Genomic DNA, 14,439 nt, shown 5'->3' on the forward strand with positions numbered 1-14,439 from the left:
CAAGTCTTAGATTTGTGCATTTTGCACAATATAAAAAAGAGGATCGCAACAACATCTCTTCGCTTACGAGGGGAGAAGCCTTGCGGCACATACAGTGACATCATCACGCCGGTTGCCGCCTGCAAAAATATCCGCTTTCTGGCATATCTCAGTGACGATCTGTTCCAGATCGCTGCTGTTTTCCAACAGCTGCCGGATCAGAGGATAGGCATCCTCACTGACGCCATCGGACAGCATGAGGATAATGTCATCGGGATAAAGTGACACATGGCGGACGGCAGTTTCTCCCTCCGGCTCCAGTCCCAGGGGAAAGGTCTGGGCGCTGATACGGGAGACCTTTCCGGCGTGGCGGATGAGGGTAGCGGCAGCGCCGGATTTCATCATGGTCAGCTCGCCGGCATCCAAGTCGAACTGTGCCACATCCAGGGTGGCGAAGGTCTCCTGGGGTGATTTCGTCAGCAGAAGCCCGTTCATCATGCGGACAGCCGCCGTGCCGGAAACGCCGCCGCTGATGAACTTGCGGAACATTTCCGTTGTCATGCGGGATTCCACCGCAGCATTTTTTCCGGTGCCCATACCATCGGACAGCACAAGATAGGGATTCCCGGCATTGTCCGTAAAGGCAATGGCAGTGTCGCCGGAGATGGTCTCCTGGTGGGCGTGGAGTGCAGAGGAATAGTGCTCCAGACGGTATTTCGGGCGCTGGCACAGCCGATACCGGACGCAGTCTCCGGAATAAATGGGGTCCAGTTCCTCCAGAGTCAGATTCAGGGCTTCCGAAAGAATATGCCGGATAGTGGGTAGACAACCGTCCAGCCCATGATCCCGGCAGCACATTTCGATGATCATTCGCTCCGATCCGGTGTAGTACACGGCAGCGGAATCGCAGGGATAACCATAGCGGATGAGACGGCGGCGGACAGATTCGCTCAGTTCACTGCTATAGCGGACATGCAGCTGGCTGCTGGTTGCTGTTAGTAAGTCCTCAGCGGCAGCCAGCTGTTCCAGAAGCACCGTGCGGCTCTCGGCGGTACGTGCTGCCAGAAAACGTGCCTTGCGGCGGTCTGCGGCGTGCCGGGAGAACAGGGCACGGAGTCGTTCCGTGCGGCTGCAATGTGCAAGCTCCGGCGGAACTGGAGGCATCTCCGCACCAGTGTGGGATTCCATCTTCCGGAATCCGGCAAGGGTCTCCTCATATTCCGATTCCCAGCATCGCAGCTTGCTCCGGCAGCTGCCGCAGACGGTTTCGCAGACTTCTCTGGTGACATCCCGTGTCAGCTCTTCCTGGGGGAGCAGTGCGGCAATGGCATTGGTATCTTCCCGGACACTGTGGATAGCGCTTGCCATATATTGCAGACGAGAAGAAAGGGGCTGCGTGGAATCTGTGCTGTCAGGCAGATCGGTAACCAGCCATTTGTCCAGACAGGCGGCATCCAAAAACAAAAATGCCACACTCCCCAGAAACAGGTTGAGTACAGCGGAAAACTGGAGCAGATCCGTGCCGAAGGTAATGAGTGCCATGAGGGAAAAGAGGAAAAAAACGCAGGCAATGGCAAACCGGTTTCTGTCAGAAAGATAGCCCACCAGCAGACCTGCTACCGGCAGGATGAGCATGGGCATTCCTGCATCTGGTGCGCCGAGAATAGTGCCGCAGGCAGTCAGTGCGCCGCAGATCACACCGCCGGCACAGCGGAATTTCCGCGCACCGATGAGGGTGACAGCGGCACTGATAACGCATCCGGCATTCATGGAGGGAATGCCGTAGCAACTCAGTGCAGCGATAGTGAGAATCAGCACCACGGCGGCAGCACAGCCGTCAGTGGAACGCAGCGGAATTTTCCCCGTTTTGCGCATACTATGAAATACAGCGTGCATGAAATAGGAGGCACATCCTGTGAGACCGGCAGTCATGGTATAGCCAATGACTTCTGCGCCGCTGGCGTGAAAGATCAGGGAGACGGCGAAACCTGAGAGGAATACGCAAAGTCCCGTGCTGCACGCCATACCGGCGGCAGTTTTCGGGGGACGTTTCAGCATTCGCAGGCAGACCACGACGACCAGGGCAAACACCAGGGGCAGATTATCCAGCATGGTGCCGGAGAGCATGTATGAAATAAGACTGCCCACCAGTACGGCGGCGGCACCTACAGAACTGAGATTGGCGGCAATGGCAATGGGGAGTGGTGATGTCATTGTGCCCACAAATGTACCGGCGAGGAGCAGACCGGAGAGAAATCCGCCGCCTCCTTCCAGGGCAAAATGCGGAATACGAGGGCGGCGGAGAAGCTGGGGATTTTGGTTGCGCATGGCAGAGACGTCCTTTCTGTTGAAAATCCATGTGTGATGATTTGGTATCCTCCATTATAACGGATGGGCAAAAAAATATCTGTCAGAATCCACCGTGGATTTTTAGGACTTGTTTGGAAAATCTGCGGTGAGAGGACGGGCAATCAAAGGAAGGTTCGTTTCCGGTCAAATGGTCGGCGAATGTAACCGGATTTCCCCTTTCCGGGCGATGCTTGACATTTCGAGGAAGTCTGTTATAATGGAAAGTAATAAGGCAACACCGCACAAGGAGCGCTTGTCGGCTTTGTATGGTATTGACATAAGAAAGGCGGTGCAGTAGTGGGGAAACAGCGTATTTTATGTTTGGTAATTGCAGTTGTCATTCTTGCAGGTGCCGGAGGCTGGACCATCTGGCGGCAGATACAACAGAAGAAAAGTGACGTTGGCATTGCGGAAATATCCGTGGACGGCGAAGTGCTGTACACCTACGATCTGGGGCAGACCTATGCTGTACCGGTGCAGATCTCCATATCAGAGGGAACGAAGGATAATGTCATTGAGATCGGAACAGGCTATATTCAGATGGTATCCGCATCCTGTCCGGATCATCTTTGCATGAAAACGGGACAGATCTCGAAGCCAGGAGAGACGATCATCTGCCTGCCGCACCGTGTTGTGATCACCATTGTAGAAAGAGGAACGGAAAATGCAGATGCAATCGACGCTCAGACGTAATATCCGCTGCGGATTATATGCCTGTATGGCGCTGACGCTGTTTCTGGTGGAGGCGCAGATTCCGCTGCCGATACCGCTGCCGGGGGTGAAGCTAGGGCTTGCCAATGCGGTGACGCTGCTGGTCATGGAGTTGGATCGTCCCAGAGATGCTCTGGCGGTGCTGTTGACACGGATCGTATTGAGCGGACTTTTTTGCGGTCAGCCGGTGATGCTGCTGTATTCCCTATGCGGCGGTCTTCTGAGTTTCTGTGGCATGGCATTGCTGCATCGGGTGCTGTCCCGGAATCTGTGGTTTGTGAGTATGGTGGGGTCGATCCTGCACATTGTGGGGCAGTTGGTCATGGCGGCACATTTGATGGGGACGACGCTTGTGGCGAACTATTTTCCGATACTGGTGCTGTTTGCAGTACCGGCAGGGGTGTTCAATGGATGGGTGGTGACGTATGTGGCAGGACATGCGAGGAAACTGTTGTCAAATGGGTGATTGACATAGGTGGAAAAATATGCTACTATAAAACATATTGTCACATGTGACGTGCTTTGAAAAAATGATATAGGAGGTATTAAAATGAGAACGATGAAAAAGCGGATAATGACTATGTTAATGGCAGTGATTTTCACTCTTGCAGTGTTCGTTGGACAACCATTCCTGTATACCGATCTTATTGCATCTGCTTTGCAGGAAACAGATGGTTGGATGTGGGAGGATGCCAGTGATGGTTCGGCTGTCATTCGTGATTATGTAGGAACTGATGAGAGTGTCACAATTCCGACACAGATTTCCACAAGCGACGCATATGGTGGAACTCTTAAGACAAAACCGGTTCATACAATCGGCGTAATTGGCGGTTATTTTCAGCCCAATAGTACGGTGACCAGCGTAAGAATAAGAAAAACTCTTACCGGTATGGTATGCAGTCCATTTTGCACCTGGAAACGACTTACTCGATTTACCGTGGATGATGACAATGAAGTATACTCTGATATAGACGGCGTGCTGTTCAATAAAACAAAAACGGAACTTGTTTGTTATCCTGCTGGCAGGCAGGGGGCTTATACGATCCCTGATGGTGTTACTTCTATTGGCTATGGAGCGTTCAGAGGCTGTACTGGTCTTACTGCCGTTTCGATACCGGATAGCGTAACGCATATAGATATGAATGCTTTTATGAACTGTTCTTCTTTGCAGGAAGTGATGATCCCCGACACTGTAACAGAAATAGAGGACGATGCGTTTGATGGGTGTTCAGCCCTGTCCTCGGTAAAGATCGGCAGAGGTATCACCGAACTGATAGGAATATTTAAGAATTGCACCGCTTTGACTGCTGTGACAATTCCGGATAATGTTGTGACGATCGGCAGCGCATTCGAGGGCTGCGAGAATCTTGTTTCAGTACAACTGCCAAAGAATATCACTGAACTTCTCGGCACTTTTAACGGATGCACTAAGCTGTCTTCCATTGCACTGCCAGACAGCCTTACGAAAATCGGCGAGGATACATTTTGTAACTGCAAAAGTCTTCGATCTGTGGACATTCCGGCTAGTGTTACGGAAATCCAAAATTCAGCATTTTTAAGCTGCTCAAATTTGACTTCGGTGAAAACGCAGGATGGATTGAAATACATCGGACGGTATGCTTTTCGTCAATGCAGCAGTCTGACAGATATCATAATCCCAAAAAGTGTATATGGTATTGATATTGAAGCTTTTTCGCTATGTACCAGTCTGAATTCAGTGACGATATATAATCCTGGCTGTACCATAATCGAAGGATACCGAACGATCAATAATGGCTACTCAGACGCACTTATTCGATTCGATTATAGCGGTACGATTTATGGCTATGCCAATTCTACAGCACAGAAGTATGCCAAACAATGCAGGTACAAATTTGTTTCCCTGGGAAATGATTGTGACTATAAATACAAAGTTAATTCAGACGGACAGAGCGTAACGCTTACGGGCTACACCGGCTCCGATACGGAAATTGTAATACCTTCCACTCTTTTTGGAACGCCTGTAACTGTAATAGGAGAGTATCTTTTCGATGGGAATAAAAATTTGGTTTCTGTTACGATACCGGATGGAGTCACCAGTATTGAAGATAGCGCCTTCAGAAGTTGTACGAATCTCCAGGTGTTGTCTATGCCGAAAAGTCTTGAAACTATTGGGAGTAGTGCTTTTTCAGGTTGTTCAGGTCTGACCAATATCACTATCCCAGATGGTGTCACAAAAATTGAAACGTATGCTTTTTCAGGTTGTTCAGGTCTGACCAATATATCTATACCGGAAAGTACTGAAAGTATCGGATGTGGTGCTTTCAGCTGTGAAAAACTTAGTTCTGCAACAATATACAACCGGGACTGTAAAATTGATGAAAGACTGTGGGGCGCAATACGCAATGGCGTGAATACAGAGGGTGTATTTTTTACCGGGACGATCTTCGGACACGCTAACTCTACTGCACAATCATACGCTGAAAAATTTGGATTTCCATTTGAAGAAATCAGTGAAACAGATACTACTACAACTGTAACAGAATCTACAACAACGCAACTTACTACAAATACAACAAGTGTTTTTTCTGTTACCTCTATTTCTGCCAACCCCGACACCTTCTACGGTGACACCAACCTGGATGGCAGAGTAGACATCACCGATGCCGTACTCCTGAACAAAGCCGCCGCCGGTTCTGTGACCCTGAACGATAAGGCAGCCGCAAATGCCGACTGCAACGGAAATGGCGAATTGGGCAACGATGATGCCCTCATTCTCCTGAAATTCCTGGTGCACCTCGTAAGCACCCTGCCTTGTATAGAATAACCTATAAAAAACGGCATACCGCCTTTCCCCGACGGTATGCCGTTTTGCTGTTTGCTTAGATTTTCGTCCCCTGATATTCCTCCAAAACCTGCCGCAGCTCCTGAATATACATCTGCGCTGCCCGGCTGGACTGGGTTTTCGGGTTGGAGATCCACCCGATCTCCATGCGTTCGGCAGTGTCAAGGGGCACGGAAACAATGTCGCCGCCGTTCAGTTCCGCACTGACCATGCCGCTGCAAATGGTATATCCCTGCACGCCCCGGAGCAGGTTGAACAGCGTTGCCCGGTCGCTGACCCGGATGCATTTCCGGTGGGGCATGGTGCTGAGCAGTTCCTCTGCAAAATAGAACGAATTGTGCACGCCCTGTTCAAAGCAGAGGAATGGATAGGGCTCCAGGTCGGCTGTGGTAACCGCAGCCTGTCCCGCAAGGGGATGGCTTGCACGGAGAAACACATGAGGTTCCGCTGTCACCAGGGAGTGGAACTCCAGCCCGTACTCTTCCAGCATGGCACGGATGACCTTTTCGTTGAAGCTGCTGAGATAGAGGATTCCGATCTCGCTGTCGAAATTCCGCACATCCTCCATGATCTCATGGGTACGTGTTTCCCGGAGCGTAAACTCGTATGCCTCCGGCGAAAGCCGCTGTACCAGCCGCACAAAAGCATCCACGGCAAAGGCATAATGCTGGGTGGAAATGGCACAGCGCTGGCTGGTTTTCCGCACGGCACCATAGTGCTGGTGGAGCAGGTCTGCCTGTTCCACCACCTGCCGGGCATAGGACAAAAATTCCCTGCCGTCTTCCGTCAGGGTGATGCCCCGTGGAGAACGGTGGAAAATGGTAATGCCGAATTCCTCCTCCAGCGTCCGGACGGCGCTGGATAGGGTGGGCTGGGCAATGTAAAGCTGTTTCGCTGTCTCGCTGATGGAACCGTGTTCCGCAATGGCAATGATGTATTGGAGCTGTTGTAGGGTCATTGGGGTCACCTCGGTTTCTCCGAATGCTTATGAAAATACAGAATCGTCAGCATAACGTTGTATAGAATCAATGTGAATATCAGTAACATTGCAAGAAATCCAAACAAACAGAGTGCTATTGGAATAGATGCAAAAAGAATGCTTCCGATAGAGGCAAGGACAAATTGCACAGATCTCTTTTTCTTGGAAAAATACAGACAAATATCCGTGACAATACAGGCAATCGCAAGTGCAATGCACAGCACGAGAAATGCCAGAAGATAGGAAAGCGATAATTCCATTTCAGGCTTCTCCTTTACGACTCCACCGCTGCTGCCTGCAAAGTGGAAAGTTCCTGCTTTAATCTTTCCAGTTCCTCTTCATATTCCAATGTCGCAAGCGAAAAGGCAGAGTATGATTCCATTTCTTTCTGATGGTAAGAAATGCAGATTTCCGGAGAATGGGAATACCAAAGCAGGGGATACCATCCAAGGTCAATGTCCGGCTCGAGGAGAACAGGCTGATTTTCCATTGCTTTCATAATAAAATCCAGCGCAGGTGCCAGGTCATCTTCTCCAGTTACCGATATCACAGCGTTTGTATCATACATACCGCAGTCGAACGGTGTGAGATGTACCTGATATTCCTCACATATTTCCTGTATGTGGTGATTCACAAATGCTGTGCGATAATTTTCTTTGACAGCAGGACAACTCCCCACCATTTGTTTTGTTCTGTAGGTAACCGCAGTAAATGAAATGCTGTTTTCATCTTCAAATACAAATGCAGATACAGCAGAATCCTCGCCTTTGTCCCAAACCCAGTTTTCTTTGTCAATATCAGCTATGGAAATATAAGTAAAATCAGAGGAATATGCCTGTTCCAGATAAGATTCTATGGCTTCTGGAGAAGGAGACCATTCCGATTCGCTCACAAAAGGGTTGCAACCAGTTAGCAAAATGCCACAGGAAATCAGCAGTGGAACAAACATAAAGCGTTTATCTGGCTTCAAAATATCTCCACCATTCGCAGCACAATATCCGCCACACGCTTTGCCGCAATCTTCTCAAACTGGTCAAAGGACATAGCGCCTTCATCATCCGCATTATCCGAAATGCAGCGGATGCTCACAAAGGGCACCTGATTCAGATATGCACAGTGTCCTACAGCCGAGCTTTCCATGTCAACTGCATAGGGATTCAGCCGATTGAGGATGTCTGCCTTGACGGCATTGTCGGAGATAAATGCCTCGCCGGAGACAATGCGCCCGGTAAATGCTTTTACCTCAAATTCCGCACAGGTTTTCAGCGCCAGATCCATGAGGGCTTTGTCAGCGGGATAAATGCCGCAGTAGGGCGGATAGTCCTGCAAAAAGTGCAGATCCAGGTCGTGGGGGAGTACTTCGTTGGAAACTACCACGTCGCAGACATGGACATCCCGGTTCATTCCCCCGGCAATACCGGCATTAATGATGGCATCCGGCGCAAATGTGTCGATGAGCGCCTGGGTGCAGACTGCCGCATTGACTTTGGCAATGCCGCTGCAGACATGTACCACACGGGTATCTCCCACCTGGTTCACATAGTAGTCGAAACCTGCCTTTTTCTGAATGTCTGAATCCGGCAATCCTGCACGGATATCCACGAGTTCTGACGGCATTGCGCCGATAATTCCAATCGTTTTCATATTTCAGTTCCTCTTTTCACTTATTTGTCTGCCGGTGCGAACTGCGCCTGCATCTGAATGGGCTTGGCACGATAAAATGCCGAGCTGACCAGTCCGTCTACGCCGGTAGCCGCATATTCCGCCGCGTTTTCTTCAGTGAGATTTCCAGCGGCAACAATGGTGCAGTGGGGATATTTCGCTTTGACCTGCTGCACTGCCTGTTCCAGTTCCGGCGGGTCCATCTGGAAGAACTGGATGGCGTCCACGCCTACCGCCAGACATTGCAGCGCCACCTGAGCAGAGGTTGTCTCCACAAAAACCTTCTTTTCACAGAAGTGGTTGCGCAGCTTCGGATAGCGTTCCAGAAAGACATCCAGACCGCCCATGCAGGCGATGTGAGTTTCGTAGATCAGTACTGTCTCCGACAGCCCCATCCGGTGGGGAATCACGCCGCCGGCAACCACCGCCTTTGTGACAAGGGCTTTTGTTCCCGGAAAATGTGCACGTGCTGCCGTCAGGGAAATGGTCGGGGAGATCTCCTGCACCTGGCTCAGCATATTTCTCGCCTTGGTCGCCACGCCGGAGCAGTGGGAGAGCAGAGACTGGCAGATTTTCCAGGCACGATGCAGATCACAGACACTGCCTTCGGCAGTGAAGAATAATTCACCTGCGCCGATTTGTGTGCCTGTGGGCAGGGAATAGGCGGTGGATAGTCCCAGCTTCGTCAGAATCCGGGATACCTCTTCGGTACAGCACAGAACACAAGGTTCTCTCGTATAAAAGGAAAGAGTACCCGGTTCATCGCCGATATCCAGTCCCATGGTAGTTAGATCCAGATAAGGAGTGTCCTGCTGAATCAGGGCATCCAGCTCGCTGTCCGGAATGTAAATCAAATCACTTCGCATAGAGAAGGCTCCTTTCGGAATTTGTAGCGGATCGCAGCGCATCCGTTTGTAATTATTATATCACAAATTGTCTGGGATGTCTACTTGTTTTTGCGTGTATCGTGCAAATCAAATTTACGAAATGCCGAGCTTCGTGCAAAAAAATCCCATGCAATTGACAAATTCTGTGCAGTTTGCTATAATGGAATAGAATTCAACGAAAGGCGGAAGGTTCATGCGGTACAGAAAACTCACAGAACTCAACCAGGCAATGACGGCTTCAGAGATTGCCATGCAGGAGGCGGATGCAGCATTTTTGCAGGAGATACGGAAAGTTGCAGAGGCAATTCATGAAAGCGCAGTGGAGTGTCCCATCATCCTACTCTCCGGACCGTCCGGCTCTGGAAAAACAAGTACAGCATTTCTTTTGGAACGCTTTTTAGACAGCTGGGGCGTGGAGACCCACACTGTCTCCATGGATAATTTTTTTCGTACTATGACCCCGGAGCAGCAGATCCTGGCAGCAAAAGGAAAGCTAGATCTGGAGTCGCCTGATCGGGTAGATGTGCCATACTTGAACCAGCAACTAAAAAAAATCATCGTAGGTGAACCCACCTGGCTGCCGAGATATGACTTTCGTACTACGACCAGGCAGGATCAGGATTGGCTTCTGACCCGGAAACCGGGGGAACTGCTGATTTTAGAAGGAATTCATGCACTGAATCCCGATGTGATTACTGTGCCGGACGAAAAAACCATCCGGATCTATGTCAGCGTCCGGACACGTGTGACCCATGGTGATACCGTACTGCACCCATCCCGGCTGCGGCTCATGCGGCGAATGCTTCGTGACCGGAATTTCCGCCACCGCAGTCTGCCGGAGACCATTGCCATGTTTGAACGTGTGCAGGCAGGGGAACACAAATATATTGCACCCTATAAAAAACGGGCGACATACTCCATTGACACATTCCTGCCCTATGAGTTGGGAATCTATAAGACCCTGCTGGACGGAGAAATCGACAGCTGCATGTCTCACCCTATGCTGAAAGAACTGCACGAAATGTGGGAAGAGATTGCACCGCTTCCGTTAGAACAGGTACCGGCAGATTCCTTGGTACGTGAATTTGCGGGGGATAGTGCATTCCAATATTAAAAATACAATGAAAGAAGAAAAAAAGAAACGCCTGAAAGCGCATGATACTCGCCGGAAAATGGCTGCGGACAATCAAGTGACTGCAAGAACACAAATGCAGATATCTCATCTCACAATAAAAATTCGAATTACTTGCTTTATTGCGGCTCTGCTATTTTTGATAATGGGGATTTCCGGCATCAATGCAGCAAGTCATCTGGTAAACGTTTTTCTTCGTAAGGACATAATTTCTTATTCTTTCTGCAATTATGTCCAGGGAAAACATGGATATCGTAATTACCAATCTGATTATTTCATTATTATAGATGAAACGCAGGAAAAGTGGAGAATCTCTCCAGCCGAAAATTTGGATGTGAATTTTTTTACAAACGTCAGATCAGGCGAACGGTTGGAAGTAACGTATCTTCCAGGTCGTTTTTCAGACAATGAGGTTGTGGTATTGACTTCCGATACAGAGAATGCCGCCATCTTTGTAGACGTAACTAGAGAATTTCATAAGATTGGAATTGTGTATGCTGGAGTGACAGTTGTTGTCATATTTTTTGTTGTTCTAACTGTGAGAACGCTGGTTTTAGATTGGCGAAAAAGAAAAAATATTTTGAGCGGTTAGGGCTTATTTGAAGTGGTTTGGAGTTATCGGGCAAAGAAGGGGGCAAATTGATTTGCGTAAAAACACAAAAGACGTATATCATCTAAATCCTGTAATTACACTTCCTTCTTATAAAAATGAAAATGGCTTTTTGTATCGTTATTTGCATCGGTATGAAAATATAATTCTCATGATGGATATTAACACATACAAGTGTCAGACGGTGGTGTCTTTGATTTTTTATGATACCCATAAATCAAAAATCGTGACTTTACCTGACTGGGCGGCATATGAGAAAAGCTCTCGAATTTTTGAGATATATCCTGTGAAATCATGTATTTTTTCACTTGCTCTTTTAGACGAAAAATGTATTCTTTCTTGTTTTGAGATGAAATATCACACGTGGCAGAAATGTTATATTCCTGTCGAATGGTCATGCAATCATTTTTCAAACCCAAGAATACGAATGGAATATGACGGAACAACTCTTTATGTAGGAATCTTGAATACGAAAACTGAGCTGTGGAAATATTTTAAAATTATTCGAACAAAAACAAAATTATATCTTGAACCGCTGTCTTTTCTGCGTGGAGACTTAACGTTATTTCATTCGATTCAATCTTCTCAAAATGAAATTGTGTTTCGTGCGTCAGGAAATTCTATTGAAATTCAAAATATGCATGAAAAGATGTTTCAAAAGGTGAATGCACATGATGCAATTATTCGATACAACTATAGTGGGTTTGATGTAATTGCATCTAATTCGGAATATTTCTCTTTAGAATATGATGCATTGATTGATAATTGTATTTATTATGAAATTATTGAAGAATCAAAATCGATATTACTGAAATATGATTTGGCGCTGGCTAACAATTATGTTGTTCCAATTAATCAGGAACAATCTATTGCACTTTCTTCTGGAAAAGATTTGTATATTTATAGTGATACAGCATTTCAGCGTATATCAGATGGTAAAATATTTTCTATTGATGCAATTATGCACGCTTTTCAAAAGTTGAATGTTCCGTTAATCAATGAAATAGACCCTTTTCCCTCTATGTGTTTCTTTCATGATCATTGGCTAGAGATTGAAATAAGCGATTTTCGATTTTTTCTAATTCATCTGGATACGATGCATCCTTATTTTTTTGAAGGCATGATTGATGTGGATGGTAACTATCTGTATCGCTATGAATAATTTATTTGCTAAGAGCAACTGGGATTTTGGTAAATTTTTTAAACAAGCCCTAGGAATACTATTGGAAAGAAATAGAACCAAAATGAAAAAAGGCTATTACAGAAAGAAAATCAAACAAAAATCCAACATTTTGGTATGGTATTGCGCTTGATCTCGTTGCACTGTAATAGTCTTATTTTACATTTACGACAATTTATGTATTCCCGAAAACGCCAGCACCAGATTTGTACCGAGAAAAACAATCATCCCGATTGCTGTAAATGCATCACGGTAGCATTTCTTTTCCGTCCGGTTTCCCCGCAGATAAGCCAGCACTGCTTCCCGATGCTTCAGCAGAAAGAACGAACCCACGGCGAAAAATGCAATGTTGATGCCACGGTACAGGTAGTCCTGTACCATTGGAGAAACTTCAGAAAACAGCCACCCCAGCAGTTCACCAAATACAAAATTATTGATGATATGCAGCAGAATGGACCAGCGGATGGAATATTCCAACGCAGTATATCCCAGCACGATTCCCACAAGAAAGGCAAAGATCATTTGGAACAGATTCCCATGCATAATGCTGAATAAAGTTGCCGACAGGAGAATGGCGAATACCTTTCCGTATTTCTGGAAACTGCGCAGGACGAATCCACGGTAGATCAGTTCCTCTGCAACGGGTGCAAAAAAAGCAGAGTACAGGAACATGGAGAGGGTAGTGCTCTGAGAAGAAGCCGCCGTCAGCTGTCCCATTGCTGTATAGCCGCAGAGATTGAGCAGCGCCTCTATGCCGTTCCCAAACAGAGAGAAGATTAGCTGACCGGACATGAACACGCAAAGCAGAAAGGGAAATCGTCTGGCTGCCAGTTTCTTTTCCTTGTGAAACAGCCGGCTGGGCGGTACTGTTTTCCGGAACAGAAACAGCAGAAGCAGTACGCCCAGTATGACGATCACAATACTGGAGACGCCGCTGTGATAAGCATTGGCTTCCAACGTCTCCAGAAGCTGCTGCCGTGCTGTGAGATCACTTTCCTGAATCTGGACATAAAACTTCCGGCACAGGGGTTCTACTGCAAAAATGAGATAGCGGAGAAGGGTGTAGACAATCAGACAGACGGAAACGTAGTTGGCACATTTCCGGACTGTGTTTTTTTTCATGGAACAGCTCCTTTCTGGGTTGCAATGACCTTGTCTTTATGGTAGAATAGGTGAGAGGTGAGGGAAAATGATACCAATGGAGGATCAGATGCTGCGTGCTACAGCACCCTATATGCGTGCGGATGAACGAATTTTGTGGATGGGTAGTTTTCAGAAAGGCGGCGGTAAAAAGGCTGACCGCTGGATCAAAAAAGAAGGAATCCAGTTGTTTTTTTGTATTATGGGATATTGTTATTCTTCTTTTGATGTATTTCATAGGGAGACATGTTATCGGTGAAAATACTGTGATGCAAAGAATATGGCTGGGAATGATCTTTGTCTTTCTTATTGCGTCTGTTTTGATGGATTATATGATATATCGTTCCAGAACAAGCGGTTCGAAAAACTGGTATATGATTACCGAACGGCAATTGTTCATCTGGCGCAGTGCCACACGACAGATAATTGCTGACCAACTGGTGGAATTGACAGATATTACCGTAACTATGGGAGAAAATCATATTGGCAGGATTGATTATCGAATCAATGGAAAAATTGTGTATGACAAAGTAAGAGGCAGTCTTGTTGCAGGAAAACAGGATGAATTCTGGGTGAAATGGCAGCTCTATGCGCCAAAATGCAACTTTCATAATCTATGCGGCATTGAAAACCCGGAAGAAGTTGCCGCAATCCTGGGGCGTGCAATCCGAGAGGCAAAGAGAAACTCGAAATACGATTCCTGATTGAGGAAATACATAATAAAAAACAGGTAAACCATGTATCACACCATGATTTACCTGTTTTTGGTGCGGATAAGAGGACTTGAACCTCCACCCCCTTGCGAGGACTAGCACCTGAAGCTAGCGCGTCTGCCAATTCCGCCATATCCGCATATGCAATTGAATCGTTGCACCGATCCAATTGATTTTTTAAGTGCCTTCCAAATGCACACTTGATAAATCAGAAAACGTGTGGTGCGGATAAGAGGACTTGAACCTCCACCCCCTTGCGAGGACTAGCACCTG

Annotated in this window: 13 protein-coding genes and 1 tRNA gene; 7 read left to right on the plus strand and 7 right to left on the minus strand. The window is 47.3% G+C overall.

Annotated features, from left to right (window positions below; all coding sequences use genetic code 11):
* Nucleotides 1-63: 63 nt before the first annotated feature.
* Entirely contained in the window at nucleotides 64-2,307 is a 2,244-nt protein-coding gene (locus Q0418_RS08655; protein ID WP_298483737.1) for a SpoIIE family protein phosphatase, read from the minus strand.
* A 318-nt stretch (nucleotides 2,308-2,625) separates the two neighbouring features.
* Here Q0418_RS08655 and Q0418_RS08660 point away from each other — a divergent pair, with 318 nt between their 5' ends.
* The 3 genes from Q0418_RS08660 to Q0418_RS08670 all read left to right on the plus strand — a co-directional run bounded on the left by Q0418_RS08660 (nucleotide 2,626) and on the right by Q0418_RS08670 (nucleotide 5,845).
* The gene (locus Q0418_RS08660) at nucleotides 2,626-3,021 is read left to right on the plus strand and encodes a NusG domain II-containing protein (protein ID WP_298483738.1); all 396 of its coding nucleotides are present in this window, start codon (nucleotides 2,626-2,628) and stop codon (nucleotides 3,019-3,021) included.
* On the plus strand, nucleotides 2,993-3,505 hold the full coding sequence (locus Q0418_RS08665) for a Gx transporter family protein (RefSeq protein WP_298483739.1): 513 nt from the start codon (nucleotides 2,993-2,995) through the stop codon (nucleotides 3,503-3,505). The genes Q0418_RS08660 and Q0418_RS08665 overlap by 29 nt, the downstream gene beginning before the upstream one ends.
* A gap of 84 nt (nucleotides 3,506-3,589) precedes the next feature.
* A complete protein-coding gene (locus Q0418_RS08670; RefSeq protein ID WP_298483740.1) occupies nucleotides 3,590-5,845 on the plus strand; it encodes a leucine-rich repeat protein in 2,256 nt (751 codons plus the stop codon).
* Nucleotides 5,846-5,900: 55 nt separating this feature from the next.
* Here the strand turns inward: Q0418_RS08670 and Q0418_RS08675 are convergent, their stop codons facing one another.
* The 4 genes from Q0418_RS08675 to modD all read right to left on the minus strand — a co-directional run bounded on the left by Q0418_RS08675 (nucleotide 5,901) and on the right by modD (nucleotide 9,370).
* On the minus strand, nucleotides 5,901-6,821 hold the full coding sequence (locus Q0418_RS08675) for a LysR family transcriptional regulator (RefSeq protein WP_298483741.1): 921 nt from the start codon (nucleotides 6,819-6,821) through the stop codon (nucleotides 5,901-5,903).
* A 295-nt stretch (nucleotides 6,822-7,116) separates the two neighbouring features.
* Nucleotides 7,117-7,812, minus strand: coding sequence for a hypothetical protein (locus Q0418_RS08680; RefSeq protein WP_298483742.1), 696 nt, complete (start codon nucleotides 7,810-7,812; stop codon nucleotides 7,117-7,119).
* Nucleotides 7,809-8,486, minus strand: coding sequence for a 5'-methylthioadenosine/adenosylhomocysteine nucleosidase (locus Q0418_RS08685; RefSeq protein WP_298483743.1), 678 nt, complete (start codon nucleotides 8,484-8,486; stop codon nucleotides 7,809-7,811). Before Q0418_RS08685 ends, Q0418_RS08680 begins: the two co-directional genes overlap by 4 nt.
* Before the next feature lie 20 nt (nucleotides 8,487-8,506).
* Nucleotides 8,507-9,370: a ModD protein gene (modD, locus tag Q0418_RS08690; protein WP_298483744.1), complete on the minus strand. Its 864-nt coding sequence runs from the start codon at nucleotides 9,368-9,370 to the stop codon at nucleotides 8,507-8,509.
* 214 nt (nucleotides 9,371-9,584) lie between these two features.
* Here modD and Q0418_RS08695 point away from each other — a divergent pair, with 214 nt between their 5' ends.
* The 3 genes from Q0418_RS08695 to Q0418_RS08705 are packed head-to-tail and all read left to right on the plus strand — an operon-like array spanning nucleotide 9,585 to nucleotide 12,295.
* The gene (locus Q0418_RS08695; protein WP_298483745.1) at nucleotides 9,585-10,505 is read left to right on the plus strand and encodes a uridine kinase; all 921 of its coding nucleotides are present in this window, start codon (nucleotides 9,585-9,587) and stop codon (nucleotides 10,503-10,505) included.
* A 7-nt stretch (nucleotides 10,506-10,512) separates the two neighbouring features.
* Nucleotides 10,513-11,115, plus strand: coding sequence for a hypothetical protein (locus Q0418_RS08700; RefSeq protein WP_298483746.1), 603 nt, complete (start codon nucleotides 10,513-10,515; stop codon nucleotides 11,113-11,115).
* A gap of 7 nt (nucleotides 11,116-11,122) precedes the next feature.
* Entirely contained in the window at nucleotides 11,123-12,295 is a 1,173-nt protein-coding gene (locus tag Q0418_RS08705; protein ID WP_298483747.1) for a hypothetical protein, read from the plus strand.
* A 183-nt stretch (nucleotides 12,296-12,478) separates the two neighbouring features.
* On the opposite strand, the gene Q0418_RS08710 is transcribed toward Q0418_RS08705, so the two are convergent.
* Nucleotides 12,479-13,435: a CPBP family intramembrane glutamic endopeptidase gene (locus Q0418_RS08710; protein WP_298483748.1), complete on the minus strand. Its 957-nt coding sequence runs from the start codon at nucleotides 13,433-13,435 to the stop codon at nucleotides 12,479-12,481.
* 95 nt (nucleotides 13,436-13,530) lie between these two features.
* Between Q0418_RS08710 and Q0418_RS08715 the strand changes: the two genes are divergently transcribed.
* On the plus strand, nucleotides 13,531-14,157 hold the full coding sequence (locus Q0418_RS08715) for a hypothetical protein (RefSeq protein ID WP_298483749.1): 627 nt from the start codon (nucleotides 13,531-13,533) through the stop codon (nucleotides 14,155-14,157).
* Between the two features lie 61 nt (nucleotides 14,158-14,218).
* Here Q0418_RS08715 and Q0418_RS08720 read toward each other — a convergent pair.
* Nucleotides 14,219-14,305: transfer RNA gene (locus tag Q0418_RS08720), tRNA-Leu, on the minus strand.
* Between the last annotated feature and the right edge of the window lie 134 nt (nucleotides 14,306-14,439).

It is taken from the genome of uncultured Ruminococcus sp. (genome assembly GCF_937915125.1).
In the GTDB taxonomy this organism is placed as follows: Bacteria; Bacillota; Clostridia; order Oscillospirales; family Ruminococcaceae; genus Ruminococcus_C.

What these genes read in the sequence shown, in the direction of transcription:
- Q0418_RS08655 (WP_298483737.1), bottom strand. Translation starts at nt 2,307, where the DNA reads ATGCGCAACCAAAATCCCCAGCTTCTCCGCCGCCCTCGTATTCCGCAT.
- Q0418_RS08665 (WP_298483739.1), top strand. Translation starts at nt 2,993, where the DNA reads ATGCAGATGCAATCGACGCTCAGACGTAATATCCGCTGCGGATTATAT.
- Q0418_RS08670 (WP_298483740.1), top strand. Translation starts at nt 3,590, where the DNA reads ATGAGAACGATGAAAAAGCGGATAATGACTATGTTAATGGCAGTGATT.
- Q0418_RS08675 (WP_298483741.1), bottom strand. Translation starts at nt 6,821, where the DNA reads ATGACCCTACAACAGCTCCAATACATCATTGCCATTGCGGAACACGGT.
- Q0418_RS08685 (WP_298483743.1), bottom strand. Translation starts at nt 8,486, where the DNA reads ATGAAAACGATTGGAATTATCGGCGCAATGCCGTCAGAACTCGTGGAT.
- modD (WP_298483744.1), bottom strand. Translation starts at nt 9,370, where the DNA reads ATGCGAAGTGATTTGATTTACATTCCGGACAGCGAGCTGGATGCCCTG.
- Q0418_RS08695 (WP_298483745.1), top strand. Translation starts at nt 9,585, where the DNA reads ATGCGGTACAGAAAACTCACAGAACTCAACCAGGCAATGACGGCTTCA.
- Q0418_RS08700 (WP_298483746.1), top strand. Translation starts at nt 10,513, where the DNA reads ATGAAAGAAGAAAAAAAGAAACGCCTGAAAGCGCATGATACTCGCCGG.
- Q0418_RS08710 (WP_298483748.1), bottom strand. Translation starts at nt 13,435, where the DNA reads ATGAAAAAAAACACAGTCCGGAAATGTGCCAACTACGTTTCCGTCTGT.